The sequence below is a fragment of the Streptomyces sp. NPDC020807 genome, from assembly GCF_040641575.1.
GTDB lineage: Bacteria > Actinomycetota > Actinomycetes > Streptomycetales > Streptomycetaceae > Streptomyces.
This window is the reverse complement of record NZ_JBFADU010000041.1, coordinates 1-25,781: the sequence shown is the minus strand read 5'-3', so window position 1 is coordinate 25,781 and position 25,781 is coordinate 1. Positions and strand designations below refer to the sequence as shown.

19 protein-coding genes and 2 pseudogenes are annotated in these 25,781 nt (G+C 69.7%); 10 read left to right on the top strand and 11 right to left on the bottom strand.

All coding sequences use genetic code 11. From position 1 onward, the window contains the following. Positions 1-29 precede the first annotated feature (29 nt). Both AB0G79_RS32555 and AB0G79_RS32550 read right to left on the bottom strand, forming a co-directional pair. Positions 30-707, bottom strand: a complete 678-nt coding sequence (locus AB0G79_RS32555) for a TrkA family potassium uptake protein (protein WP_360812949.1) — start codon at positions 705-707, stop codon at positions 30-32. After that, a complete protein-coding gene (locus AB0G79_RS32550) occupies positions 707-1,375 on the bottom strand; it encodes a TrkA family potassium uptake protein (protein WP_360812947.1) in 669 nt (222 codons plus the stop codon). Before AB0G79_RS32550 ends, AB0G79_RS32555 begins: the two co-directional genes overlap by 1 nt. A 234-nt stretch (positions 1,376-1,609) precedes the next feature. Between AB0G79_RS32550 and AB0G79_RS32545 the strand changes: the two genes are divergently transcribed. Both AB0G79_RS32545 and AB0G79_RS32540 read left to right on the top strand, forming a co-directional pair. Next, positions 1,610-3,661, top strand: a complete 2,052-nt coding sequence (locus tag AB0G79_RS32545; RefSeq protein ID WP_360812945.1) for an APC family permease — start codon at positions 1,610-1,612, stop codon at positions 3,659-3,661. Positions 3,662-3,721: 60 nt separating this feature from the next. Continuing rightward, positions 3,722-5,050, top strand: a complete 1,329-nt coding sequence (locus tag AB0G79_RS32540; protein WP_360812943.1) for a TRAM domain-containing protein — start codon at positions 3,722-3,724, stop codon at positions 5,048-5,050. Between the two features lie 540 nt (positions 5,051-5,590). Here AB0G79_RS32540 and AB0G79_RS32535 read toward each other — a convergent pair. Beyond that, positions 5,591-6,530: pseudogene (locus tag AB0G79_RS32535) on the bottom strand (ATP-dependent helicase); the annotation flags it as partial. Positions 6,531-6,621: 91 nt separating this feature from the next. After that, positions 6,622-6,864 (bottom strand): annotated as a pseudogene (locus AB0G79_RS32530) (NERD domain-containing protein); the annotation flags it as partial. A gap of 322 nt (positions 6,865-7,186) precedes the next feature. On the opposite strand from AB0G79_RS32530, the gene AB0G79_RS32525 reads away from it, so the two are divergent. Further along, positions 7,187-9,298, top strand: a complete 2,112-nt coding sequence (locus tag AB0G79_RS32525; protein WP_360812984.1) for a DUF2075 domain-containing protein — start codon at positions 7,187-7,189, stop codon at positions 9,296-9,298. Positions 9,299-9,350: 52 nt separating this feature from the next. Here AB0G79_RS32525 and AB0G79_RS32520 read toward each other — a convergent pair whose 3' ends face one another. From AB0G79_RS32520 to AB0G79_RS32500, 5 genes are all read right to left on the bottom strand, one after another. Further along, complete coding sequence (locus tag AB0G79_RS32520; protein ID WP_360812941.1) at positions 9,351-9,479, bottom strand: DUF6408 family protein; 129 nt, start codon at positions 9,477-9,479, stop codon at positions 9,351-9,353. A 197-nt stretch (positions 9,480-9,676) separates the two neighbouring features. Next, the gene (locus tag AB0G79_RS32515) at positions 9,677-11,539 is read right to left on the bottom strand and encodes a DUF2075 domain-containing protein (RefSeq protein WP_360812939.1); all 1,863 of its coding nucleotides are present in this window, start codon (positions 11,537-11,539) and stop codon (positions 9,677-9,679) included. A 127-nt stretch (positions 11,540-11,666) separates the two neighbouring features. Then, the gene (locus AB0G79_RS32510; protein ID WP_360812937.1) at positions 11,667-12,050 is read right to left on the bottom strand and encodes a hypothetical protein; all 384 of its coding nucleotides are present in this window, start codon (positions 12,048-12,050) and stop codon (positions 11,667-11,669) included. Positions 12,051-12,779: 729 nt separating this feature from the next. Further along, entirely contained in the window at positions 12,780-13,301 is a 522-nt protein-coding gene (locus tag AB0G79_RS32505) for a hypothetical protein (RefSeq protein WP_360812935.1), read from the bottom strand. A 31-nt stretch (positions 13,302-13,332) separates the two neighbouring features. Beyond that, on the bottom strand, positions 13,333-13,668 hold the full coding sequence (locus AB0G79_RS32500) for a hypothetical protein (RefSeq protein ID WP_360812933.1): 336 nt from the start codon (positions 13,666-13,668) through the stop codon (positions 13,333-13,335). Between the two features lie 406 nt (positions 13,669-14,074). Between AB0G79_RS32500 and AB0G79_RS32495 the strand changes: the two genes are divergently transcribed. The 3 genes from AB0G79_RS32495 to AB0G79_RS32485 all read left to right on the top strand — a co-directional run bounded on the left by AB0G79_RS32495 (position 14,075) and on the right by AB0G79_RS32485 (position 18,088). After that, positions 14,075-14,296: a hypothetical protein gene (locus tag AB0G79_RS32495; protein ID WP_360812932.1), complete on the top strand. Its 222-nt coding sequence runs from the start codon at positions 14,075-14,077 to the stop codon at positions 14,294-14,296. A gap of 343 nt (positions 14,297-14,639) precedes the next feature. Further along, positions 14,640-17,264: a DUF262 domain-containing protein gene (locus AB0G79_RS32490; protein ID WP_360812930.1), complete on the top strand. Its 2,625-nt coding sequence runs from the start codon at positions 14,640-14,642 to the stop codon at positions 17,262-17,264. Positions 17,265-17,470: 206 nt separating this feature from the next. Beyond that, complete coding sequence (locus tag AB0G79_RS32485; RefSeq protein ID WP_360812928.1) at positions 17,471-18,088, top strand: hypothetical protein; 618 nt, start codon at positions 17,471-17,473, stop codon at positions 18,086-18,088. Positions 18,089-18,156: 68 nt separating this feature from the next. Here the strand turns inward: AB0G79_RS32485 and AB0G79_RS32480 are convergent, their stop codons facing one another. Continuing rightward, positions 18,157-18,609 (bottom strand): hypothetical protein, encoded by a 453-nt coding sequence (locus AB0G79_RS32480; protein WP_360812926.1) that lies wholly within the window; start codon positions 18,607-18,609, stop codon positions 18,157-18,159. Between the two features lie 86 nt (positions 18,610-18,695). Further along, positions 18,696-19,202: a restriction endonuclease fold toxin-2 domain-containing protein gene (locus AB0G79_RS32475; RefSeq protein WP_360812924.1), complete on the bottom strand. Its 507-nt coding sequence runs from the start codon at positions 19,200-19,202 to the stop codon at positions 18,696-18,698. Positions 19,203-19,449: 247 nt separating this feature from the next. On the opposite strand from AB0G79_RS32475, the gene AB0G79_RS32470 reads away from it, so the two are divergent. The 4 genes from AB0G79_RS32470 to AB0G79_RS32455 all read left to right on the top strand — a co-directional run bounded on the left by AB0G79_RS32470 (position 19,450) and on the right by AB0G79_RS32455 (position 25,555). Further along, on the top strand, positions 19,450-19,875 hold the full coding sequence (locus tag AB0G79_RS32470; RefSeq protein WP_360812922.1) for a hypothetical protein: 426 nt from the start codon (positions 19,450-19,452) through the stop codon (positions 19,873-19,875). 190 nt (positions 19,876-20,065) lie between these two features. Next, on the top strand, positions 20,066-23,497 hold the full coding sequence (locus AB0G79_RS32465; RefSeq protein WP_360812920.1) for a molybdopterin-dependent oxidoreductase: 3,432 nt from the start codon (positions 20,066-20,068) through the stop codon (positions 23,495-23,497). A gap of 83 nt (positions 23,498-23,580) precedes the next feature. Beyond that, positions 23,581-24,522: a putative protein N(5)-glutamine methyltransferase gene (locus AB0G79_RS32460; protein ID WP_360812918.1), complete on the top strand. Its 942-nt coding sequence runs from the start codon at positions 23,581-23,583 to the stop codon at positions 24,520-24,522. A gap of 121 nt (positions 24,523-24,643) precedes the next feature. Continuing rightward, entirely contained in the window at positions 24,644-25,555 is a 912-nt protein-coding gene (locus AB0G79_RS32455; RefSeq protein ID WP_360812916.1) for a dihydrodipicolinate synthase family protein, read from the top strand. Positions 25,556-25,781: the final 226 nt, after the last annotated feature.

Sequence of the window (25,781 nt, the reverse complement as noted above, 5' to 3'; positions counted from 1 at the left end):
GCCCTTCCCCCTGCCACGACGGGCGAGGGCTACGAGTCGGTCGGCTCCCGGCGCACCTGGAGCAGGTCCTCCAGCTGCTCCTCGCGGGCCTGTGCGGCCACGAAGAGGAGCTCGTCGCCGGCCTCCAGGGTCTCCTCGGCGTTCGGCGTCAGCACCCGCGAGCCGCGGATGATCGTGACGAGCGAGGTGTCCTGCGGCCAGGCCACGTCCCCGACGGCGGTGCCGGCGACGGCCGACTCCGGCGGGAGCGTCAGCTCGACGAGGTTCGCGTCACCGTGGCTGAAGCGGAGCAGCCGGACCAGGTCGCCGACGCTCACCGCCTCCTCGACCAGGGCCGACATCAGGCGCGGGGTCGAGACGGCGACGTCCACGCCCCAGGCCTCGTTGAAGAGCCACTCGTTCTTCGGGTTGTTCACCCGGGCGACGACGCGCGGCACGCCGTACTCGGTCTTGGCGAGCAGCGAGACGACGAGGTTCACCTTGTCGTCACCGGTCGCCGCGATCACCACGTTGCAGCGCTGGAGCGCCGCCTCGTCGAGGGACGTGATCTCGCAGGCGTCGGCGAGCAGCCACTCCGCCTGCGGCACCCGCTCCACCGAGATGGCGGTCGGCGCCTTGTCGATCAGCAGGACCTCGTGCCCGTTCTCCAGGAGCTCGCCCGCGATGGAACGGCCCACCGCACCCGCGCCCGCAATAGCGACACGCATCAGTGACCGCCCTCCTCGGGACCCTCGGCGAAGGCCTCCTCGACCTTCGCGATCTCCTCCGTACGCATCATCACGTGCACCAGATCGCCTTCCTGGAGCACCGTCTGCGAGGTCGGCAGAATCGCTTCGCCCAGTCGGGTGAGGAACGCGACACGCACCCCGGTCTCCTCCTGGAGACGGCTCACCTTGTGACCGATCCACGCCGGGGAGGTGTGCACCTCGGCGAGCTGCACGCCGCCGCTCGGGTCACGCCACAGGGGCTCCGCGCCGGACGGCAGCAGGCGGCGCAGCATCTGGTCGGCGGTCCAGCGGACCGTCGCGACCGTCGGGATGCCGAGGCGCTGGTAGACCTCGGCGCGACGCGGGTCGTAGATCCGCGCCGCCACGTTCTCGATGCCGAACATCTCGCGGGCGACCCGCGCCGCGATGATGTTCGAGTTGTCGCCGCTGCTCACCGCGGCGAAGGCGCCGGCCTCTTCGATGCCGGCCTCACGCAGCGTGTCCTGGTCGAAGCCCACGCCCGTGACCCGGCGCCCACCGAAGCCGGAGCCCAGACGGCGGAAAGCCGTGGGGTCCTGGTCGATGACGGCGACGGTGTGCCCCTGCTGTTCGAGGGTCTGCGCGAGAGCGGCTCCCACTCGCCCGCAGCCCATGATGACGATGTGCACGTCCCCTTACCCCGCACTCCTGATCGCCTTGCTGACCTGCGAAAACACGCTGCTCACAACTTTCCTCGCCCGTTGGGCCCGGGCCGTGGCGGGCAACGCCCTGCCGGGTTGCCCGGTCCGAGCTTATGCGGCAACGGTGGCGGGGACCGCATCCGAGGTGGTACTCAGGGAGATTCGGTGCCGATCGGGGGTGCCGGTGGGCGTGGCGGTTTTCGAACGCTTACGATCCTCTCCGTGTCCAAACTGACCGACGTGCCCAAACGGATCCTGATCGGGCGGGCCCTGCGCAGCGACAAGCTCGGGGAGACCCTCCTCCCGAAGCGGATCGCCCTCCCCGTCTTCGCCTCCGACCCGCTGTCCTCGGTGGCGTACGCCCCGGGCGAGGTCCTCCTGGTCCTCTCCGTCGCGGGCCTGTCGGCCTACCACTTCAGCCCCTGGATCGCGCTCGCGGTCGTCGTCCTGATGTTCACGGTCGTCGCCTCGTACCGCCAGAACGTGCACGCGTACCCGAGCGGCGGCGGCGACTACGAGGTCGCCAACACCAACCTGGGGCCGAAGGCCGGACTCACCGTCGCGAGCGCCCTGCTCGTCGACTACGTCCTCACCGTCGCCGTGTCGATCTCCTCGGGCATCGAGAACCTCGGCTCGGCGATCCCCTTCGTGGTCGAGCACAAGGTCGCCTGCGCCGTCGCCGTCATCGTCCTCCTCACGCTGATGAACCTGCGCGGGGTCAAGGAGTCGGGCAGCCTCTTCGCCATCCCGACGTACGTCTTCGTCGCCGGCGTCTTCATCATGATCATCTGGGGTGCCTACAAGGGCATCGTCCTCGACGAGACCATGAAGGCCCCGACGGCCGACTTCGAGATCAAGCCGGAACACGAGGGCCTGGCCGGCTTCGCCCTGGTCTTCCTCCTTCTCCGCGCCTTCTCCTCCGGCTGTGCCGCCCTCACCGGCGTCGAGGCGATCTCCAACGGCGTCCCCGCCTTCCGCAAGCCGAAGTCGAAGAACGCCGCCACGACCCTGACGCTCATGGGCGCCCTCGCGGTCACCATGTTCTGCGGCATCATCTTCCTGGCCATGGCCACCGACGTGCGGATGGCCGAGAAGCCCGCCGAGGACCTCATCCACAACGGCGTACCGGTCGGCGAGGGCTACGTCCAGGACCCGGTGATCTCCCAGGTCGCCGCCGCCGTCTTCGGCGACGGGACGTTCTTCTTCGTCGTCCTCGCCGCCGCGACCGCGCTCGTCCTCTTCCTGGCCGCGAACACCGCGTACAACGGCTTCCCGCTCCTCGGCTCGATCCTCGCCCAGGACCGCTACCTCCCGCGCCAGCTGCACACCCGCGGCGACCGCCTCACCTTCTCCAACGGCATCGTGCTCCTCGCCGGCGCCGCCGCCCTGCTCGTCGTGATCTACGGCGCCGACTCGACGAAGCTGATCCAGCTCTACATCGTCGGCGTCTTCGTCTCCTTCACGCTGAGCCAGATCGGCATGGTCCGGCACTGGAACCGCCACCTGCGGACCGAGCGGGACCCGGCCAAGCGCCGCCACATGATCCGCTCGCGCGCGATCAACGCCTTCGGCGCCTTCTTCACCGGCCTCGTCCTCGTCGTCGTCCTCGCCACCAAGTTCACGCACGGCGCCTGGGTCGCCCTGCTCGGCATGGTGATCTTCTACGGCACGATGACCGCGATCCGTAAGCACTACGACTCCGTCGCGGCCGAGATCGCCGCCGCCGAGGAACGCCCCGACGAGTACGTGCGCCCCTCCCGGGTCCGCTCCATCGTCCTGGTCTCCAAGCTCCACAAGCCCACCCTCCGCGCCCTCGCGTACGCCAAGCTCATGCACGCGAACGAGCTGGAGGCGCTGACCGTCAACGTCGACCCGGCCGAGACGAAGGCCCTCAGGGACGAGTGGGAGCGGCGCGGCATCAACGTACCGCTGAAGATCCTCGACTCGCCGTACCGCGAGATCACCCGCCCGGTGATCGACTACGTGAAGAGCATCCGCCGCGAGAGCCCGCGCGACGCCGTCTCGGTCTACATCCCCGAGTACGTCGTCGGCCACTGGTACGAGCACCTGCTCCACAACCAGAGCGCCCTGCGCCTCAAGGGCCGCCTGCTCTTCACCCCCGGCGTGATGGTGACGTCCGTCCCCTACCAGCTCCAGTCCAGCGAGGCCGCGAAGAAGCGGGCCCGCAAGCGCCAGGAGTGGAACGCGCCGGGCTCGGTGCGCCGCGGCCCGGTGGAGAAGGGCCAGAAGGAAACGGCCGGAAAGAGCAACTAGACTGGTGGGCTGCCGTCGGAAAAACGACGGCAGCCCCCTTTCGCTCTGGAGCCCTGACTCATGCAGAACACCCCCGTTACGTCTCTGGTCGGGGCGGAGTACGAGGTCGAGGTCGGCCCGGTCGCCCACGGCGGCCACTGCATCGCGCGTACGGAGGCGGGCCGGGTCCTCTTCGTCCGCCACGCGCTGCCGGGCGAGCGGGTCCGGGTCCGGGTCACCGAGGGCGAGGAGACGTCCCGCTTCCTGCGCGCGGACGCCGTCGAGATCCTGGACGCGTCCAAGGACCGCGTCCCGGCCCCCTGCCCCTTCGCGGGCCCCGGCAAGTGCGGCGGCTGCGACTGGCAGCACGCGAAGCCGGGCGCGCAGCGCCGCCTCAAGGGCGAGGTTATCGCGGAGCAGCTGCTGCGCCTGGCCGGCCTGACCCCCGAGGAGGCGGGCTGGGACGGCACCGTCATGCCGGCGGAGGGCGACAAGCTCCCGGCGGGCGAGGTCCCGCAGTGGCGCACCCGCGTCCAGTACGCGATCGACGCGGAGGGCCACGCGGGCCTGCGCCGCCACCGCTCCCACGAGGTCGAGGTCGTCGACCACTGCATGATCGCGGCGGCCGGCGTCTCCGAGCTGGGCATCGAGAAGCGCACCTGGGAGGGCATGGAGTCCGTCGAGGCCATCGCCGCCTCCGGCTCCCACGACCGCCAGGTCATCCTGACCCCCCGCCCCGGCGCCCGCCTCCCGCTCGTCGAACTCGACAAGCCGGTCTCGGTGATGCGCGTCGACGAGAAGGACGGCGGCGTCCACCGCGTCCACGGCCGCGCCTTCGTCCGCGAGCGCGCCGACGACCGCACCCACCGCGTCGGCAGCGGCGGCTTCTGGCAGGTCCACCCGAAGGCCGCCCAGACCCTCATGCTCGCCGTCATGCAGGGCCTCACCCCCCGCAAGGGCGAGACCGCCCTCGACCTCTACTGCGGCGTCGGCCTCTTCGCGGGCGCCCTCGCCGACCGCGTCGGCGAGACGGGCGCGGTGCTCGGCATCGAATCCGGCAAGCGCGCCGTCGAGGACGCCCGCCACAACCTGGCCGACTTCCCGCGCGTCCGCATCGAACAGGGCAAGGTCGAACAGGTCTTGCCGCGCACCGGCATCACCGAGGTCGACCTCATCGTCCTCGACCCCCCGCGCGCGGGCGCCGGCAAGCAGACCGTCCACCACCTCGCCGCCCTCGGCGCCCGCCGCATCGCCTACGTGGCCTGCGACCCGGCCGCCCTGGCCCGCGACCTCTCCTACTTCATGGAACGCGGCTACCGCGTCCGCACCCTCCGCGCCTTCGACCTCTTTCCGATGACGCACCATGTGGAGTGCGTGGCGATCCTGGAGCCGGTCAGGCAAGGGTCCTGATCCGCGGTTTCTTGGCCTTCACTCCTTGCTCGACGTGTTTCCAGCCAAGCGAGGAGTAGAGCGGTCCGGAGACTGCTGAAAGCTGCTGGACCTGCGGATTCAGCAGGAAACGCCTTCGCCCTTCGCTGACAGCACCTATGCAGTCTTCGGATGCTGACGCTCAAATGACGCTCTGAAACCCCGTCACATCGGCCCGGCATGTCCGCTGTGTAGAGCCATGACGAAGTTGCCCAGACCGATGATGTGCAGGCGGTTGCGTACTACGTTCAGCGCCGCGCCCTTCTCGCTGACGGAGAGCAATCTGCGGCCCGGTGACACCATCTTGAGGTCCTGGTGTGCCGGAAGTTCAGCAGCCGGTTGCGCTCGCCCATGTTCAGCAGGGACTTCTCCATTCCTCGAGGACGGCCTGCAGGCGGACGAGGCTGGGATCGCCGCCACGGGTGGATGGCGTGCGGAACTGGGCGGGCATACGGTGAGTAACTCCTCAGCTGGGCGCGCAGGGCGATGTCGCGGTGACCCCGGAGGTATCCGCATATCAGTTCACATCGTCCGATGAGCGTCGGCGATCAACACTGAGGGATTCGGTATGGGGCCCTGAAGGGTCGTGCGCGCTTCGTCGAAGTCCGCCAGTCGTGCGGCAACGGTGGCCATCGCGAGTCGGTGAGGTAGCGCTGCTGAGAACTTCAGGCTGTGTACCGGATCGGCCTTTGGACGGGGACGCTGATCGACGGAACTGTGGCGGCGAGCGTCGCGTTAGCCCGGTATCCGGCCCACGTCCACCACAGAACGTCCGTCCCCAGTCGAGTGATCAGAGAGCCGTCGGAATGGGTGATGTGAGACGCATCCTCCTCACGCCACTCGGTCAGGCACGTCTGGGCCCGACGAGTGAGAGAAACCAGGGGGTCTGCTCCGAGCAGTACGTCGCGCATTGAGCGGGTCAGAGCGTGCGAGCGACCGGCGAGCGACCGCCCGTCCATTTGGCGACGCCGCAGCCATCAGTTGGCTCGACGAAGGCCCGCTTGCGCCCCCAGCCGATGAACGTCACCTGCCAACTGCGCCCGCCGAGCAGCAATAGACGAGGTCCCGGCCGTTCCTCCGTCAACACGGAAGGGTCCGTCTGCACGATTTCATCACGGCCGGACGGCACTGTGAACTGCGGGGGTGCGGTGAACGAAGCAGTCAACTCGGTGAAGTGACGCCGGCCGGTGCTCCGCCTCGGGACCGATGAAGAGCATGCCGCCGTCCCCATCGAGAAACCCCTCGTTCACCAAGTGGCGAAGGATGGGGGAAGCCGATCTGTCGAAGGCAGCCAGTCCGTTCCACATGCCTTGCCACACTGGTCGCCGATGCGGTGCTGCTGAAGCGTGGCGGCGAGCAACTGCTGCGCCACGAGGTGTCGAGGCTCCGGAGGGGGTGTGCCCGGTTCGACCCAGCCGCGCCCCCAGAGGAGCAGCAGGGCGGCGGCTTGCAGCAGGGTGTCCTCGTCTCACGGGAGTCGATAGCGGTGATCCGCCGGCGCTCGTCGCGCGGGGCTGGTTCAGCACCGCGACCAGCTCGGTGATCGTGTAGACGCCGTTCTCGCTGCTCAGGGAGCCGTGCCAGTTCTTGAGCTCGATCATGCAGACGCCGCCGGGGGCGACGACGAGGAGATCGATCTCGCAGACGTGTCCGGTGTTCCCGGTGAAGGTGAAGTTCGACCAGGCCCGCCAGGGATCCGCGTCGGGCAGGTTCTCGCGGATGGACTCCAAGCCGCGGTGTTCGTGCTCGTGCTCGGACTCGGACTCGGTGACCGTGGTCCACCGGCCTTCCCGCATGTGCGGCCCAAGCTTCGTCGCTTCCTGCTGAGAGCTGACCGGCTCGGCCATCCGGCGTAGGGGGAAGCTCTCGGGAGATCCTAACGGCGGGCAGCGGCCCCCGGGGCAGTGCGACGAAGCGGGCAGGGGAGCTGCCGGGCAGTGGCCGCGTGCGATCCGGCCACCATGGCCGTGGTTCCGGCCGCGGGCCGGGGCGGTGCCACGCCGCAGCCGATGCCTTCTTTAAGATCACCGAACAGATTGCGGCCCGACGGGCTTCCCCGCGAGGACATGCTCCCACCCGCACGAGCTACTCGTGCCCTGGGGGAACCACATCGTGTCCATGCTCCTGCTGAAGCTTTCGGCGCAGGATCTGCTCACCCTGCATGCTCGCCGCCACATGGTGCCGCACCTCGCTGCGCGCTGGCGGTACTTCCGCGGCTCGGACGCCTCGCTCACGGAGCGCTCGGCCTGGGCGGAGAGTCTGATCAGTCTTGCGAACGATCTGGTCGCTGCCGACCGCGGGAACGTGGAGATGGTCGTCGAGTGCGCCGCCACCATGGACGAGTCCGACCGGCCGCAACCCCGGCTCATCGACGTCGTGCTGGTCGGCCGGCATCCGCACGAGCACCGGCCCTCCGTGCAGATCGTCGAATTGAAGCGCTGGTCGACGGTGACCAGGATCGAACAGGCAACCGCGGACTGGGTTCACGTGTCGGGCATGGGGGCGAAGAAGCATCCCGCGCTGCAGTTGCGTGAGTACTACGAGGCGTTCACGAGCGACAGGGGTCCCTTCAGGAACACCGAATTCGAGTGCGGGGGATTCGCCTACCTGCACAACGCCACGGACGAATCGGTGCGTCCGCTGATCGGGGTGGATGCGCCCACGGGTGCGTACGCGCGCGTGTACACGGCTGATCGGCGGGCACAGTTCCTCGATGACATCAGGGCGAGCTTCGACGCCGAGGGCGGCGCGGCCGAGGCTGTGACCATGTTGGAGACCATGGGGCTGCGAAACACACCGCTGCTCGATGCGATGAACTGGTCCCGAGGCGATGACACTGTCTTCGTCCTCCGCGGGCGCCAGAAGGTGGTCGCGGACCAGATTCTCGAAGCGGCGGCCAAGGTACTGCCCGACCCGGAGCATCCCGCTCTGATCCCCGATGAGAGGCGTGTGATCTTCCTGGTCACAGGTGGTGCCGGCACAGGCAAGAGCGCCATCGGCCTGCAGGTCAAGGCGCAGCTCGAGGCGCAGGGGCGCACCGTGAAGTACGCCAGCGGGAGCAGGGCCTTCAACGCGGCCATCCAGGAGCACGTCGGATACGGGGACAAGCAGTTCAGGGAGACGTTCACCTACTTCAGCAACTTCGTGGACACCTCGGTGCCCCCGGTGGACGTGCTGATCTGCGACGAGGCGCATCGACTGAGGGATCGCTCGACGAACCGGTTCTGGACGCCGGAGCAGCGGGAGATCTGGGGGAAGGGACCGCAGGTGGACGAGCTGCTTGATGCGTCACGCCTGACGGTGTTCTTCCTGGACGAAAGCCAGTCCGTGCGTCCGAAGGAAGTCGGAACCGTCGCGCTGATCAGGGATGCGGCCGTGCGTCGCGGTGCTGACCTGCTCGAATACGGACTGCGCGAGCAGTACCGCTGTGGTGGCAGTGGCTCGTACATCAGCTGGGTGCGCGAAGTCCTGGGCGTGACGGACAAGAAGCCGGAGCCCTGGAGGCCGGACGGGCTGATGCACGTCGAGGTGGCGGAGACCCCGGAGGAGCTCGAGCGGATCATCCTGACGGAAGCCGGGGCCGGCGCGTCCGCGCGCATGGTGGCGGGGTACTGCTGGCCGTGGACGGAGCCCGCGGGCGAGGAGAAGCGCCTGGAGGCCGATGTCCGTATCGGGGGCTGGCACCGGCCGTGGAACGCGAAGAGCGAGAGCTATTGCGCGGGCGGCGTGCCGCCGTCGGACATCTGGTCCGTCCACCCCAAGGGCCTCGGCCAGATCGGCTGCGTCTACACGGCCCAGGGCCTGGAATGGGACTGGTGCGGGGTGATCATGGGCGATGACATGGTGCGCCGTGGCGATCAGTGGGTCTTCCAGCGCGGAAAGGAGCGGAAGGAAGGCCCGGATTCGGACATCAAGCGTGTCGATGTGCCGGGTTCGCTGGATCCGAAGGTCAGCGCGTCGAGTGTGGCCGACGACGACTTCGCGCGACTGGTCCGACAGGCATACCACGTGCTGTTGACCCGGGCGAGCCGTGCGACCGTGCTGTACTCCACGGACGAGGAAACCCGCAGGTATCTGAAGAAGCTTGTGGGTCAGGTGGAGATCCACGGGCTTCGACCCACCTGGTTCAACCTTCCGAAGGAAGCTCGCACACCGCATCTGCCGCGCGCCAACGGGAGAGGGAAGCATAAGCGGAGGAAGTCGTCGGGCCCTGATCTCCGGCTGTTCTGACAGCGGATCGGGCTGTGGGGTGGCGGGCTCTCCGGGCCCGCCACGTACCTGCTCAGAAGAACAGGTCTGCCACCGCGGACAGTGCCGTCACCAGAATGCTGGAGACGGCTCCGGCAGCGATGTCGATCAGGATTCCGCGAATCCGCTCACGACGCGCAGGCTTGCACTCGACGGGGTTCATACGGCCACTCCAGGCTGTGAGTTCGGAATGGCAGGGGGCGCCCTACCGGGCAGCCACGCTCGCGTCGTGTGTCGCCACACGACGGGCACAACCATTCGTTACCGAAAGCCTGTTCGGTCTCTTGCATGAACCGCAGCCTCGTACCCTCCGGGAAGGTGCGCAGCGGGATCATGGTATCCGCTGACCGTGGCCGTGGCTCAGGGAACAAGCGAACGGAGCTTCTCGCGGGTTTCAGGGTCCGTCGAGTAGACGACCGTTCCGATCATGCCGCGGGTCAGGAGCACCTTGTACGTGTTGCGGATCAGGCGGTCGATGTCCTCGTCAGGCGTCGCCTTCGTGAAGGAGGGGTCCTTCGAGGCGGTGCGGTCGACCACCCAGCGATCTGTCCGCCAGACCAGATCCGGGCCCATGATCACGCCCGACCAGTCGTACTCGAAGCCCTGGGCGGTGTAGACACAGCCGACCTGGCCAAAGCCCGCGGGATCGGTGGCCCAGAGCGGAGCTGGCGGTGCGCCCAGCAGGGATCGGTCCCCGTACAGGTTCCACGGCTTCGACCAGTCGCCGATGACCACGTCCGCGGGCAGCGCCGCCATCGCCGGAGTGATCTTGGTGGTCCACTTCCAGCAGTAGCCGGCGGAAAGCCGGGCGCCGTACCCCTGGGCACGCTTGTCGCCGAGGAAGTCCTCCAGTTCCTGAGGGCTGTCCGCCGTCAGCAGCTGCACCTTGCCGTCGGGCTCCCACGTGATCGGTCCTTCACTCTCCAAGCCCAGGAGACTGGTCACCCAAAGCAAGTAAGCGTCGCTGCCTCCGCACCGGAACTGGCTGTCCAGCTCCACCAGTGTGAAGTCCACCTCCTGCTCTGCCGCGGCCCGCCTGATCTGCTCGACGGTGCCCATCTCGCCGGGTCGCACCACCTGGTGCTGGTCGAGGAGGAACACCGGGACCCGGGCCGCGTCGATCAGCTCCGCCACCTGTGGGCGTCCGGTGCGCAAGGCGGCCTTGGTGTAGCGGTTGGCGGAGGTCCGGCGGAGCCGGTGTGCCTCGTCGCACACGAGCACGTCGATGTCGTTGGGCTCGGCCTCCATGAAGCTGTTGAAGTAGCGGAACAGGCGCTGGACCTCGGGCTTGCGGGCGCCCGCGACCTTGCGCATGGTCTTCGTGAACGACTGCGAGCCGGTGGCGTGGAGGGCAGACACACCGCGCCGGTAAAGGTCACCGAGCACGGACAGGGCGATCACGCTCTTGCCGGACCCGGGCCCGCCGGTCACAACGACCACCTGCTTGCGGTTGGACCGGTGGGCCTTGCGGACTGCGGCCATCACCGTCTCATAGGCGAGCCGCTGCTCGTCCAGCAGCACGAACTGTTCCCGGTCGCGGACCTCGTCGGCGGCCACGGCCATCAGCTGCCTGGACGGTCGAACCCTGCCCTGCAGGAGGTCGTCGGCGGCGGCAGTGCCCGGCTTGGCGGCCAGCCTTGAGCGCAGGTAGTCGAGGAACGCACCGCGCTGATCGGCGGTGTACATGCGACCGCGGTGGTTTTCTTCGACCTCGCGCAGCCCGGCGACCCTGGCCTCGGCTGCATTGTGCAGGAAGGCCACTCCCGTGACGGAGTCGGGGTTCTGTTCGAGAGCCCCGTTGAACGAGACGAGGTAGTCGCAGTAGCCCCGTACCTGCTCGATGGGGTTCAGTACCGGATCGCGGTAGGAGGGCACGCTGCACCGCAGCGGATCGTCGTCCACTGGTTGGGCTTCGGTCCACTGTTTGAGTTCCACGACGACGTACGACGGCTCGCCGGAAACCGGATGCACACCGGCCAGTATCACGTCCGCGCGCTTGCTCGTCAGCGGCAGCCCGTACTCCAGCAGCATCTCGACTTCACCAAGACCCGCCTCGACCAGGGCGTGGGTGAGCGCGGGGATGCTCCGCTCCCAGGAGCGAACCTCCGCAGCGTGCGGCTTGTGGCCGTGCCTGTGGAGGAAGTTCTCGCTCAGCAGCTCCGCCAGCCGCCCCTCGAGGCGAGTGCGGTTGGCCAAGGACGCCGCGGACTCACGGAACAGCAAGAAATCGCCCCCAGGCAGCACGGAGTGGCTCGTGCGGGTGGGGGCATGTCCTTCGGTTCCACGTGAAGTGGGGCGGAAGCCCGGCGGGCCGCTGAGATTGTCCCTGTCATCTTATGACAGCGCGTGATCAAGCTGCGGCAGTCTTTGGGGGTTCTCGCGCAGGGCTGCCGCAGCGCGCTCGCGCGCCTGCGTCTCCCGTTGCCTTCAGGACGTCCGTGCATTCGGGCAGGGAAACGTACGTGGCGTGGCTCAGGTCGCTCGGGAAGTGATCCACCAGCCAGTCGGCGGTCAGCGCCGGGGCGGGGTGGGCTACCAGGCATGCTTCGAGATGGGCTGCGGCCAGCCCGGCCGCCACATCGCCGGTGATCCGGTCCGAGCCGTCGATCTTCCCGTACGCCCGGGCGGGCGCTTGACCGCGGACCCTGCCAGCCACGACGGCTTCCGCCGCCCTCCCGGTCTCCGCCAGCGTGCGCAGTGCGGATGCCGCCTCTGCGGCCTGGCGAACGGTCACTGTTGGCTCTTCGTCCGGCAGTAGGTTCAGCTGCTGGTGAGGGTCACGGCCGGCCACGGAGAAGCGGCGGTGACTCGTGACGCTCGTATGACGCTCAGGGCCCGGACGAGGTTGTCCGGGGAGTTGGTGAACCGCCCCTGACCAGCAGATCTTCTTGGGTCGCTCCCTGTGACGGGTAAACGATGACCCATCATGTCGAGTGCGTCGCGATCCTTGAGCCTGCCGAAAAGGGCCGCTGACCTGCTGTTTCTCCGATTGCGCGTTATGGGCGTTACATGCGTTGGGCGCGATATCTCGACGCATGTTCGACGCACGTGACGCACGTTTGCATTGTTTGATAGGTCGTCACGCATGGTTCGGGGCTGCCGGACGGGTGTGACGTTCCGTGATGCTGGGACGGGTGCTGGGGCTGATGGCGTCTCAGGGACCCGGGGGCTCCAACGCCCGAGGAAGGTCTTCAGGTCGTCGGCTCGCCGTTCGGGGGTGACGGGCAGTCGGGGTGGTGTGCTCAGCGGGTCGAGGCGCTCGACGGTGGCTGCCGCCGAGTCGATACATGCATCGGATTCGGTTCGTTCCTGCCCCGGCAGCATGGTCTCGACTCGTCGCCCAGGTGACGGCAGCCCTCCTGTGACATCGATGCCGCCTGGCAGGCCGCCGGCGAGTACGAGGCCCACGGCGGCCAGTGGCTCACCCTCGCCGACGAGTCCCGCCCCGGCACGCCCTCACCGTCTACGTCCGCGTGGCCGCCAGGGATGAACGCGGCCTGTGAACCAGGGCCGACAGGCTGTTCCGGCGCCGCTCTGTCCCATGGGCCGACGACCTCAGGCGGTGACCCGCTAGGGGAGGAAAGGGCTCGGAACGCCGTGCCAGGAGACGCGCAAGGCGTCCCTTGCCCGCGTGCAGGCGACGAACAGCAGACTCAGTTCGCCCATGAGGTCCTCCCCGCGTTGCTGGGGGTCGGCCTTCTCCGGCTTGGTGGCTGCGCCTCCGAGTTCCGTCCTGGCGCCCCGGTAGCCGACGAGTGAGTCCTGCCCGCCGTCCAATGTCGTCGACGCCTGCGTATGCGAGGAGGCGGGTCGACCAGGTCAGAATCTCCTTCGTCGTGCGGTAGTTGATGCGCAGCCGGGTGGACCGGCCGGCCACCGAGATGCCGAGACCGCGCAAGGACACCCGGTTCCGGTAGATCCGTTGGTGGGTGTCGCCCGCGATGAACAGGTCGTCCGGCCCCGGGGCGACCAGAGCGCGCAGCATGCGCCACTGGGCAGGGTGGAGATCCTGCGCCTCATCGATTACCACATGGCGGAAGGGGGGGCTCCCCGCCTCGGTCCTGGAGGATGCGCGCGGCCTCCGCGCACACCTGGAGGAAGGTCCATTCGTCGGCCCGGCGCAGCTCCTGGGTGAACGCTTCGACGACGCGCCGCACTTGGGCCCGCTTGAGAGGGCTGAGGGCGGTTCCGCGCCCGGAGCGGGAAGCCCTCAGGTACATCTCCGGCGACCGGAGGTCCTGGGCAAGGATGACGTGGCGCCATTCCTGGTCGAGGAAGACGTCGGTGAAGTCGATCTCCAGCCTCTGGGTCGTCCTGCTCCAGCGGGCGAGGATCTCCTTCTGCGCGGCCACCAGCGCCAGCGGTTCGAGGTTGCTGCGCAGGTCGGCCGCGAGGTCGCGGGTGAAGGCGGTCAGGAGGATCGGCTCGTCGGGTGTCTGCCGGCAGTCGTTGGGCGAGGTGCAGGGCGCGGTGCAGCGCGACCACGGTCTTCCCTGTGCCGGGACCGCCGGCGACGCGTGCAGGACCCGTGTACGAGTAACGGTAGGCGAGCTTGCGCTGGTTGGGATGGAGGAAGATCCGCCAGGCGTCGAAGGGCCCGGACAGGATGTCCGTCAACTCGTCGGGGCCGGAGGCGAGCGCGACCCGCCCCTGGGACCGTGCCATGGCCGCGGAGAATTCGTCCTGCTCGACCGGGGGCGCGGGCGGCTCGGTACGTGGAGCCCGGGCTTCGCGCGGGGTCGCGGAGCGCTGCTCCAGGTGTACGGCGACGACTTCGCGCCATACGTCCTCCGGCGTCATGCCCGCCGCAAGCCCGGCCAGCGCGCCGTACTGTTGTTCGGGAAGGACCTTGTGCAGGGCGTCGAGACGGGTTTCGGTGCCGAGATGCCGGACCAGGGGAAGCAGGTCCGCGTCGATGCCCAGCTTGATCAAGTCCTTGCCGGCAACCCCTTCGAGCAGTCGTTCGGTGCCTGCCGTTGAATCGGGCTGGTCGCCGGGAGAGGCGTTGACGCCGGCCGTCGCGTGTTCCAGCGCGACGTCGTCGCGCAACTCGATACCTCGGGTGGCCGAGTTGACGGTCGCTCGGTGCTTGACCGCCCAGGCGATGGCATCGTCGTGTGGCATGACCTTGAGCAGGAGGAAGCTGTCCCCCACCTCCGGAGCCGGCACCAGGCTTATCCAACTTGGCGAATTCCAGGAGGAAGTCCTTGTGGATCCCAGTGACGCACTGGTGCGCCCCCGGTCGTACGGTTGCCGATTCCGCTGATCACCGTACCCGGGTACGGCACAATGGCGGGCCGACGGGGCAAGAGTCGGGGAGGGGATGGGCGTGCACGCGCAGGAGACGACGTTCAGCAAACTGGTCCACGGTGAGACGCAGTTCCAGGTCCCGCTGTATCAGCGCACCTACACCTGGCAGCGGGACGAGCTGCGGCAGCTGTGGGACGACGTGCTGGAACTCGTCGAGGACAAGCTGGAGGACAGGGAGCCGGCGGCTCACTTCCTCGGGTCGGTGGTGCTCGCGCCGGAGCGTGTCGCGGCGGGCGGCATGCAGCGCTGGCTCGTCGTGGACGGCCAGCAGCGTCTGACCACGCTCATGCTCGCCTTCACCGCCCTGCGGGATCACCACCGCGCTCGCGAGCGGGAGAAGAAGGCCGCCCGCATCCACGACCTCATCCTGGTCAACGGCTACCAGGACGGGAACGACCACTACCGTCTCCTGCCGACGCAGGCCGACCGTGAGGCGTTTGTCGCCTGCGTGGAGTCGCTCCCCACAGCCGGCGGTCCGGGCAACATCGGTGGCGCGTACCGCTTCTTCCTGGCGGCTCTGACCGAGGGCGAGGAGCGCGCAGGCGAGGAATGGACCGGCGCCGTGGAGTCCGTGCTCAGGGACTTCCTCTCCATCGTCTCGATCACCGCCGCCGAGGGCGACAACGTGTACCGGATCTTCGAGTCCATCAACAACACGGGTGTCGGCCTCAGCCAGAGCGATCTCCTGCGCAACTACCTCTTCATGTGCCTTCCCAAGCGTGGCGAGACCGTCTACCGCACCCTGTGGCTGCCGATGCAGGAGCTGCTCGGCCCGGCCAGGCTGGAGCTGCTCGTCTGGCTCGACCTGGTCGTCGACGGGGACAACCGGGCCAAGCAGAGCGAGATCTACCGGGACCAGAAGAAGCGCCTCGAACCGATCAGCTCGGACGAGCACGCGCTGGAGGCAGAGGTCTCGCGGCTGTACGTGCGGGCCGGTCGCCTCATGCGGATCGTCGAGCCGTCGCGGGAGAGCGACCCCGGTCTTCGCGAGGTCCTGGAACGGCTTGCCCGCTGGGGCGGCCAGACCCACTATCCGCTCGCGCTCCAGCTGCTCGACCGGCTGGACGAGGGGGACTGCGACCCCAAGGAGGCGACCGCCGCTCTCGCTTACGCCGAGAGTTACATGGTGCGTCGTCTGTTCGCCGGCAACTCCACCACGGGCAACAACCGCACCTTCATGGAACTGCCCAAGGAGGTGGAGAAGGAGCTGGAGAACGGGCGCTCGCTCGCGGACGCGGTACGACGCGCTCTGTCCGCCAAGACGGGGACGCGCGTCTGGCCCTCCGACGCGGTGACGCGGGAGTCGATCCGGAGCCGCCCCTTCTACAAGTCGGGGCGTTCGCACCAGCGCTTCGAGATCCTGCGCCGCTTCGAGGAGAGCTACGCCGCCAGCGAGCCCGTCGACTACGGCAAGGCGAAGCTCACCGTGGAGCACGTGCTGCCGCAGCACCCCGCCCAGCAGTGGTTCGACCTCCTCGCGGAGGAGGCCGGAGAGACCGAGAGCCCGGAGGAGCTGCACACCCAGCTGGTGCACACCCTCGGCAACCTCACGCTCTCCGGCGACAACACCCGTCTCTCCAACCACCCTTTCCACCGCAAGCAGCAGATCCTCGACTCCAGCGCCCTGCGCATGAACCAGCACATCGCGGCTCAGGAGCGCTGGGGGAGGACGGAGATCCTCGCGCGCGCCGAGGAAATGAGCGACCGGGCCGTGGAACTGTGGCCCGGGCCCATCGACGGGGTGGTCCACGCCGACGCCGAGTGGGCCGGCTGGGGAGAACTCCGCCAGGCACTGATGAACATGCCGGCGGGTACGTGGACGACGTACGGCGACCTCGCCGCTCTCATCGGCACCCATGCCGTTGCGGTAGGCAGTCACATCAGCACGCGTCCCGCGCTGCACGGTGCCTATCGCGTGCTGATGGCCGACGGCAAGATCTCACCCGGTTTCCGCTGGTCCGAGGGACAGGAGGACAGGCCCGATCCGCAGAGCGTTCTGGAGTCCGAGGGGGTCCCGTTCGACGAGTGGGGTCGCGCTCGCCGGGCCCATCGGCTCACGGCGGCGGACCTGGCCGCTCTGGTGGGCAAGGACGAGTTCGAGGACGAGACGCCGGTTCGAACCGCCGAGGGGGTGGGAGACTCCCGAGGCATCGGCGACGGGGAGACCGCGGCGGCGCGATTCGAGACGCTGTTGCGCGACAACCAGACGCCCGGCACGGCGGAGGGAGTGCTCGCGACCCTGCGGTTCTGGGAGGAGCAGGGCGGCTCTTTCGACTACGGGAAGAAGAGCGAGACCAGCTGCTTCCCGATGCTGTCCCTGGGCGGCGCTCGCGCCCGATCGCTCTGGCCCCTGGCCCTGTATCCGGTGACGGGCACCGCCGAGGTGGTCTTCCAGCACCTGAAGCGCCGGCCGCCCTTCGACGACGAGGCCCTGCGGCGCGAGCTGATGGCGCGACTGAACCAGGTGGACGGCATCGTGCTCGCGGAAGCGAAGCTGGACCTGCGTCCCTCGTTCCCGCTGGAGGTCTTCGCCGACCGAGGCGAGGAACTGCGTGGTGTCCTGGAGTGGTTCGTCCACACGGTCGCGCTCGCGGAGGACCGTCGGCCTGTCGATGACGCTCCCGAAGGCGCTGCGTGAACCCGCTCGACACGACCTGACGCAGTCGCGGGGCCCTGGCCGGATATGTCCTTAACGCAAGATCACTGCTCGGTTGCTCTGCCGGGCAGTGATCGGTGTCACTCCGGGCGTGGGCGCGTGGCGGGTGGCCTGCGACCGGAGCGCGGGGGCGGGGGCGGGGGCGGATGGAGCACAACAACCACCAGGGGTGGTACGGGGAGACCTTCGTGCCCGCCATTGCTGCCGCGGCGGGTTTCCAGGTGGCCGTGCCCTACCCGGACATCGGCAAGGACATGATCCTCGGGCGGGACCACGAGGACCCCGAGCTCGACGTCCAGATCGCCCTTCAGGTGAAGACCCGGAGGATCGGCGAAATAGTCGGTGGGGTCTCTCGGTACCAGGACGATCACCGGGTAGCAGGGCACCAGCCGACGGCCCCGCAGGCGCTTGAACTGGTCGATCGGCAGAGTGATTCCGATCCCGGACAGCCTCAGCCCCAGCCCTCGGCCCGTCCAGAGCCGCCGTACCCTCCCACCGGCCCCGCCGCCGACCTCCTCGCCCGCCTCCGCCTCGCCGACCCCCGCCTGCTGCTCTCCGCCGGAGACGTCCAGCGCCTCGCGCCCGCCGTCGGGACCTGGCTCTCCCGTGCCGCGACGCCCGCCCAGATCACGCGGCCCCTGACCGCGAACCTCCCGCCCGAGCCCGTACCGATCCACCACCCGTACCGATCCACCACCCGGTCCGTTTCCTGGAGTTCCGGCTCGGCCATCTCCTCCCGCCACCCCTCCCGCGGAGGAGTCACGGCAGCCCGGCCCGGCGCCCCTCGTCACCCGCGACGGCTGTGAGCGGGCCTTCCGCAGCCACGACCCGGACGCGTCCTGCGGGGAGTGCCGCGAGGCCGTCGCCGCGCGAATCAGGCCTCGTCCACGACCGCCAGGTGATGTCGCAGTTCATCGGCTACTCGCGCCGCATCGCCCGCACCCGGCAGGCGCCAGTCCGCCTCGATGCCCTGGTCCACGGCCGCCTCGCTGCTGAAGCGGATCAGCTCGGGAGCGGGCAGGTGGTTGTCCCGCAGCCAGATGAGGAAGGGTGCGGCCTCACCGGCCGTCGTGTCGGCCAGCACCACGCAGTCCCGCCCGTGGACGGTGGCGGTGCCGTCGTACTCGGTGCCGTCGTCGGTGGCAGCCCAGAAGGAGAGGTACGGCTCGCCCTGGTGGCTGTGGTCCTGGCGGACCTTGTAGCGGGCTTCGGTGAACGACTGCCGCAGCGCTTCGCCCAGGCCGGCGAGGTCCAGGGACCAGGCGTGCGGCTGCCGCTCCGGCGCGTAGAAGAGAAAGGTGGTCCGGTTGTCGTCATCGGGCGCCACGGGCAAGTCCTTGGGGGAGGTGGGCTGGAAGGGGAAACGGGAAGGGGAACGGGGCGGGCTCGGGGTCGGGGTCGGCGAACCCGGCGTCACTTCACATAGCGGGCCGTGCCAGGCACCTGCTGGAGGGCCATGAGCGTCTGCCAGTACGGCACGGCCTCCTTGTCGTTGGTGACGATCTCCAGACCCCGGATCTGGTCGTGCTCGTTCACCGCCTGGCGGTACTTCTCGAGTTCACCCTCGTCCTTGCCGATGAGGACGTCCTTCTTGTTCCAATTCTTGGTCCCGTCCTCCTTGTACTCGTCCTCGATCTCGAACGTGGACTGGCGACGCCACGTGCTCTTCCGGCAGTCGTCGTCGGCGTCCTTGACGTACTTGGCATCCACCATCATCCCGTCGGCGGGCCGCATGCCGTCCGCGCCGATCGCGGGCTTCTCGTAGTCGGCGGGCAGGGGGATGATCCGCTCGGGGTATCCGGCGATCCGCAGCTGGTAGGCGTTCTCCGGACTGGTGGCATCCGGCTTGCCCCCGAAGCCGGCCGGCTTCAGGCCGTTGACCCAGCTGACGAAGTCCTTCCGCTCCTCCGGCGTGAGCAACCGTGGCGGAGGCGCCGCGGCCGGCGGAATCGGATCCCGCCACGGGATGCCCGGATCGGGGTCCCGGTAGACCCGCGGGCACGATCCCCGGCATCCCGCCGGTGTACGAGGCGAGGACGAGCGGCACAGGTGCCGGTACCGGCACGGGGACAGGGATCAATGGAGGCAGGAACGGCAGACCTGGTGCTCTCGGCCCCCTACCGCCGCCCTCTGGCAGCCGTACCCGCTTCTCGGCCGAGTCCAGGGCATGTCCCACCTCGCCCAGGCGCCGGATCCATGGGTCGCCCATGCCGGCGGTCAGGTCGGCCTGCCTGCCGAGGAGTGCGGCCACGACCGCGCTCTCCTGGCCGCCACCGGCGTCCTCGGCCTCGCCACCGTCGTCGCCAGCCACGAACTCGCCGAGGTCCTCGTCACCGGCAACGGCATCCGCGCTGGCCGCAGGAAGCGCCTGCCCAGCCACCCCGCACTCCGCACGGCACGCAAGCCCGCCACGCCCGTCCGCCCCGGGGCCCCGACGACCGCCGCCGTCCCCGCCGACACGATCGCGATCACCCAGGCCCCCAGGATCGCGATCACGCCGGCCCCCAAGACGCTGCTTCCCCCGACCACCGCACCCACGCAGGGCGCCGGGACGAGGACCGGTGGGGGCTGCTGCGACGGCTGCCGCGACTGAACTCCTGCGCCCGTGGCTCTCGCCTGCCCGTCCGGCCCGGGCCTGTGACCGGGTGGCCGGACCAGGCTGTCGGTCCTCCGCCCTCCGCCGGTGGTGACCATGGGCTGCGGGGTGCGGGACCTTCGCCCGCTGGATGTCGCTGTGCGCCGTTCCTTGAATGGAACGGGGCATCCGAGAGCGGGAGGCGGCCGTGTCCGAGGAGAAGAGAGGGTTCTGCACCCTCTGCAAGTCACGCTGCGGAGCGGTCTTCACGGTCGAGGACGGCCGGCTGACCGGTGTGCGGCCAGATCCTGACCATCCGACCGGCGCGGCGATGTGCCCCAAGGGCCGTTCCGCCCCGGAGATCGCCCACAGCACCCGGCGGCTGACCACACCCCTGCGCCGCACCCGGCCCAAGTCCGACCCGGATCCGGGATGGGTGCCCGTTTCGTGGGACGAGGCGATGGAGGAGATCGCTTCCAAGCTCTCCGCCATCTCGGCGGAGAGCGGCCCCGAGGCCGTGGCTTTCGCCGTGGCCACGCCGTCGGGGACCATGATCTCCGACGCCACCGAGTGGATCGAGCGATTCGTTCGCATGTTCGGTAGTCCGAACACCGTCTACAGCGCCGAGATCTGCAACTGGCACAAGGACGTCGCGCACGCCTTCACCTTCGGCACCCCGCTCCCTCCTCCCGACTACGCGAACGCGGACCTCGCGCTGCTGTGGGGTTTCAATCCGGCCAAGACCTGGCTCTCCCAGTCCGCCGCCCTCTCCGCCGCTCGGGCCAGGGGCACCAGGCTGGCCGTCGTCGACCCGCGCCGCTCCACCAGCGCCCTGGGCGCCGAACGATGGCTGCGCGTCCGCCCGGGAACCGACGCGGCCCTGGCGCTGGGCCTCGCGCAGCTCCTCATCGCCGACGAGCGCTACGACGAGGCCTTCGTACGGGCCTGGACCAACGCCCCCCTCCTCGTCCGCGGCGACAACGGGCGTTTCCTCCGTGCGGACGACCTGCCCGACGCCGACGGTGTGACGGCACGCGCCGCGTACGTCGTCCTCGACGAGGAGACGGGACGGCCGGAGGTCTGTGACACCACGCGCGCCGCCGTCCGACCCGAGCGCTTCGCACTGCGCGGCACCAGGGAGGTCACCCTCCGGGACGGTTCGGTCGTCGCCTGCGCGCCGGCCTTCGAGCGGTACGCCGACGCCTGCGCCGCCTGGACGCCGGACCGGGTCGCCGCCACGACCTGGATACCCGAGCGGGAGATCCGCGCCCTCGCCGACGACATCGCGACCGCGTCCTCGGTCACGTACTACGGATGGACCGGTGTCGGGCAGAGCGCGAACGCCACGCAGACGGAGCGGGCACTCGCCACCCTGTACGCGCTCACCGGCAGCTACGACAGCCCGGGCGGCAACCATGTCGTCCCCGCCCCCGCGTACAACGCGGCCTCCTCCCCCCAGCAGATCGATCCCGCCCAGCGCGCCAAGGCCCTGGGTCTCGCCGAGCACCCCCTCGGCCCGCAGGCCGGCGGCTACATCAACTCCGGGGACCTGTGCACGGCCATCGAGACGGGCCGCCCGTACCCGGTCCGCGCCCTGATCGGCTTCGGCTCCAACCTCGTCGTCTCCCAGCCGGACTCCGACCGCACCGCCCGGGCCCTGGCGGCCCTCGACTTCCAGGTGCACCTCGACCTCTTCCCGAACCCGACCAGCCACACCGCCGACCTCGTCCTGCCGGTCAGCAGCGCGTACGAGCGGGAGGCCCTGCGCTTCGGGTTCGAGGTCAGCCACCGCGCCCAGGAGCACGTCCAGCTCCGACCCCGCCTGGTCGACCCGCAGGGCGAGTGCCGCAGTGACACCGAGGTCGTCTTCGACCTCGCCCGCCGCCTGGGAATGGGTGCGGACTTCTTCGACGGCGACATCGAGGCGGCGTGGAACTGGCAGCTCGAACCGCTCGGCCTCACCGTCGAGGAACTCCGCCGGCGCCCGGGCGGCGTGCGCGTACCCATGGAGGAGACGTACCGGAGGTACGCCGCCCCGGCGACGAGCTCCGAGGGCCACGGTCCGGACGGCGACGCCGTGACGGGTTTCGCCACCCCGACCCGGCGCGTGGAGCTCTACTCCGAGCGGCTGCTCGGGTACGGGTACCCACCCGTGCCCGAACACCGCGACCCCGTCCCCACGGACGCCGCGTACCCGCTCGTTCTCACCTGCGCCAAACACGGCTACTTCGTCCACAGCCAGCACCGGTCCCTGACCTCGCTGCGGCGCCGCGCCACCGACCCCTCGGTCGACATCCACCCCGACACGGCGGCCGCGCACGGCATCGGCGTGGGGGAGTGGGTCGAGGTCGCCACCCGTCTGGGTTCCATCCGGCTGCGTGCGCGCTTCGACGAATCCCTGCACCCCTCCGTCGTCGTCGGCGAGTACGGCTGGTGGCAGGAGGCGCCCGACCTCGCGCTGCCGGGCGCCGCCCCGACCGACGCGACGGGCAGCAACTTCAACCGGCTCGTCGGCCACGCCGTGACCGACCCGCTCAGCGGCTCCGCCCCGCTGCGATCGGCCGCCTGCCGGATCTCCCCCGCCGCCGGAACCGCGGCCTGGGCCGGCACCCGTGCCTTCACCGTCACCGCCGTGACCGAGGTCAGCCCCGGTGTCCGCGGCCTGCGGATGGCCCCGCTGGACGGCGGACCGCTGCCGGACCACAGGCCGGGCCAGCACCTGACCGTGCGGGCGGAGAACAAGGACGGCACCGTCCAGGATCCTTCCCAGGGGCGCAGCTACTCCCTCGTCGGACCCGCCCTCGAAGCGGAACGCGGCGAGTACGCGCTCGCCGTCCGGAAGATCCCCGGCGGCGCGTTCTCCACCTGGCTCCACGAGGAAGCCACCGTCGGCGACCGGTTGCACGTGACGAGCCCCGGCGGCGTCTTCGCCCTCCCCACGCACACCGCCGATCCGGTGGTGCTGCTCGCCGGGGGCATCGGCGTCACCCCGTTCCTCGGCTACCTCGAAACCCTCGCCGCCACCGGCGGCACCGTGCCCGAAGTGGTTCTGCATTTCGGCAACGCCAACAGCGCCGACCATCCGTACCGGGACCGACTGCGAGAACTGGCCCGCCTCGTCCCGGCCCTCACGGTCGTCACCCACTACGCCGCTCCCGGCGCGACGGACAAGCGGGGACGTGACTACGACCGCCAGGGGTTCATCGGCGTCGCCGACATCGACCCCCGTCTCTTCGAGCGCCGGGCGCGCTTCTACCTGTGCGGTCCCCAGCCCATGACGGACGCGCTCACCGATGCCCTGATCGCACGGGGAGTCCCGCCGTTCGAGGTGTTCAGCGAGAGGTTCCGCCCGGTCCGGGCGGAGGTGACGGTGCCCGACGGCGCCGAGTACGCCGTCACGTTCGCGCGCACCGGCCGGAGCGTGCGCTGGCGCAAGGGCGACGGGACGCTCCTCGCCCTCGGCGAGGCAGCGGGCGTGGACATGCCGAGCGGCTGCCGTGTCGGCCAGTGCGAGAGCTGTGCGTGCACAGTGCTGAAGGGGGCGGCGGCCCATCTGGTGCCGCCTCCCGCGGACTTCCCGGATTCCGACGTCCTCACCTGCCAGTCCCTGCCGGCATCGGACCTGATCCTGGACGTATGACCAGGATCTTCGGCTAATGTGACGCAGTCTCCGGTGGGGGCCGGTCTCAGGCCACCCAACCGCCTGCGGCGCGAAAGGCCTTCATGTCATCGAGCTCCCCCGCTTCCACCCCCTCTTCGGCTCTGACCCCTTCGCTCGACCACTCCGAGGCCGCCCTCGCCTCCCGTCTCCGCGCCGCCGGCTGCGTGTTCGCCGAGGACGAGGCGCTGATGATCATGTCCGCCGCCCGGGACGCCGCCGAGCTGGAGGAGATGGTCCGGCGCCGGGTCGTCGGCCTGCCGCTGGAGCACGTCGTCGGGTACGCGGAGTTCTGCGGGCTGCGCGTCGAGGTCGACGCCGAGGTGTTCGTGCCCCGCCGACGTACCGAGGCGCTCGTCCAGGAGGCCGCGCGGTGCGCTCCCGCGCGGGCGGTGGTCGTCGACCTGTGCTGCGGCTCCGGCGCTCTGGGCGTCGCGCTCGCCGCGTCCCTGGACGAGGTCGAGCTGCACGCCGCCGACGTCGACCCGGCGGCCGTCCGCTGCGCGCGGCGGAACGTCACCGCGGCCGGCGGGCACGTCTACGAGGGCGACCTCTTCGACGCGCTGCCCGAGGGGCTGAAGGGGCGGGTGGACGTCCTGCTCTCCAACGTTCCGTACGTCCCCACCGAGGAGGTCGAGCTCCTGCCGTCCGAGGCACGCGACCACGAGGCCCGGGTCGCGCTCGACGGAGGTACCGACGGGCTCCACGTCCTGCGCCGGGTCGTCGCCGAGGCCGCGACGTGGCTGGCGCCGGGCGGGGTCCTGCTCTTCGAGACGAGCGAGCGGCAGTCCGGTCAGGCCGTGGCCGCCGTCACCGCCGCCGGTCTGCACGCGCGCGTGGCGACGGACGACGAACTGGACGCCACCGTGATCGTTGCCAGTGCCAGTGCCAGTGCCAGTGCCAGTGCCAGTGCCAGTGCCAGTGCCAGTGCCAGTGCCAGTGCCAGTGCCAGTACGGTGCCGGCGTCGGTGCCGCCTGAGGCGGCGACGTCGGTCGACGCCTTCTGAGAGGTTCCCCGGGGTTCCGAGCGTCCCCGCGGGGCTCCCAGGAGTGTCGTTTCTTGTGGCCTCTTGTGGCTACCAGAAGGGCAATGGTGAAATGTCACACACCATTCGAGGGAGACCCTTCATGACCCGCGAGCATGTCCCGGCGCACCGCGCCCACCCCTGGCACGGCATCATGGTCGCCACCGCCCTCCCTCTCCGTGAGGACCTCTCCGTCGACCACGACGCCTATGCCGAGCACGTCGCCTGGCTGATCGCCAACGGTTGCGACGGCGTCGTCCCCAACGGCTCCCTCGGTGAGTACCAGACCCTCACCGACGCCGAGCGCGCCCAGGTCGTCCGTACCGCCGTCGCCGCCGGTGACGGTGCCCGTGTCATGCCCGGCGTCGCCGCCTACGGCTCCGCCGAGTCGCGCCGCTGGGCCGAGCAGGCCGCCGAGGCCGGTGCCGGCTCCGTCCTGCTCCTGCCCCCGAACGCCTACCGCGCCGACGCCGACGCCGTCCGCGCCCACTACGCCGAGGTCGCCCGAGTCGGCCTGCCCGTCGTCGCGTACAACAACCCGATCGACACCAAGGTCGATCTGACCCCCGCGCTGCTCGCGAGCCTGTACGAGGACGGCTCCATCGTCGCCGTCAAGGAGTTCAGCGGCGACGTCCGCCGCGCCTACGAGATCGCCGAGCTCGCCCCCGAGCTCGACCTCCTCGTCGGCGCCGACGACGTCCTCCTCGAACTCGCCCTGGCCGGGGCCGTCGGCTGGATCGCCGGCTACCCCAACGCCCTCCCCGACAGCTGCGCCACGCTCTACCGCGCGGCCGTCGCGGGCGACCTGAAGACGGCTCTGCCGCTCTACAAGTCCCTGCACCCGCTGCTCCGTTGGGACTCCAAGACCGAGTTCGTCCAGGCGATCAAGCTGTCCATGGACCTCGCGGGACGTCACGGAGGTGCCACCCGGCCGCCCCGCGCGCCGCTGGCCTCGGAGCAGTACGCCGTCGTGCGTGCCGCGACGGAGAAGGTCATCGCCGAAGGTCACCACTGACGGTCATCGCCGAAGGTCACCACTGGCGGACGTCACCGAAGGTCACCACTGACGGTCATCGCCGAAGGTCACCACTGACGGACGTCACCGAAGGCCATTGTCGAGCAATCCACTCACCAGGAACAGGAAAGGGACGTCCGTGCGTACGCGTCATGTCTTCCACGCCGTCGATTCGCACACCGAGGGCATGCCCACGCGCGTGATCACCGGTGGTGTCGGGGTGATC

What these genes read in the sequence shown, in the direction of transcription:
- AB0G79_RS32455 (WP_360812916.1), top strand. Translation starts at nt 24,644, where the DNA reads ATGACCCGCGAGCATGTCCCGGCGCACCGCGCCCACCCCTGGCACGGC.
- AB0G79_RS32555 (WP_360812949.1), bottom strand. Translation starts at nt 707, where the DNA reads ATGCGTGTCGCTATTGCGGGCGCGGGTGCGGTGGGCCGTTCCATCGCG.
- AB0G79_RS32490 (WP_360812930.1), top strand. Translation starts at nt 14,640, where the DNA reads ATGGGCGTGCACGCGCAGGAGACGACGTTCAGCAAACTGGTCCACGGT.
- AB0G79_RS32470 (WP_360812922.1), top strand. Translation starts at nt 19,450, where the DNA reads ATGTCCCACCTCGCCCAGGCGCCGGATCCATGGGTCGCCCATGCCGGC.
- AB0G79_RS32460 (WP_360812918.1), top strand. Translation starts at nt 23,581, where the DNA reads ATGTCATCGAGCTCCCCCGCTTCCACCCCCTCTTCGGCTCTGACCCCT.
- AB0G79_RS32505 (WP_360812935.1), bottom strand. Translation starts at nt 13,301, where the DNA reads ATGCTGCGCGCTCTGGTCGCCCCGGGGCCGGACGACCTGTTCATCGCG.
- AB0G79_RS32525 (WP_360812984.1), top strand. Translation starts at nt 7,187, where the DNA reads ATGCTCCTGCTGAAGCTTTCGGCGCAGGATCTGCTCACCCTGCATGCT.
- AB0G79_RS32540 (WP_360812943.1), top strand. Translation starts at nt 3,722, where the DNA reads ATGCAGAACACCCCCGTTACGTCTCTGGTCGGGGCGGAGTACGAGGTC.
- AB0G79_RS32520 (WP_360812941.1), bottom strand. Translation starts at nt 9,479, where the DNA reads ATGAACCCCGTCGAGTGCAAGCCTGCGCGTCGTGAGCGGATTCGCGGA.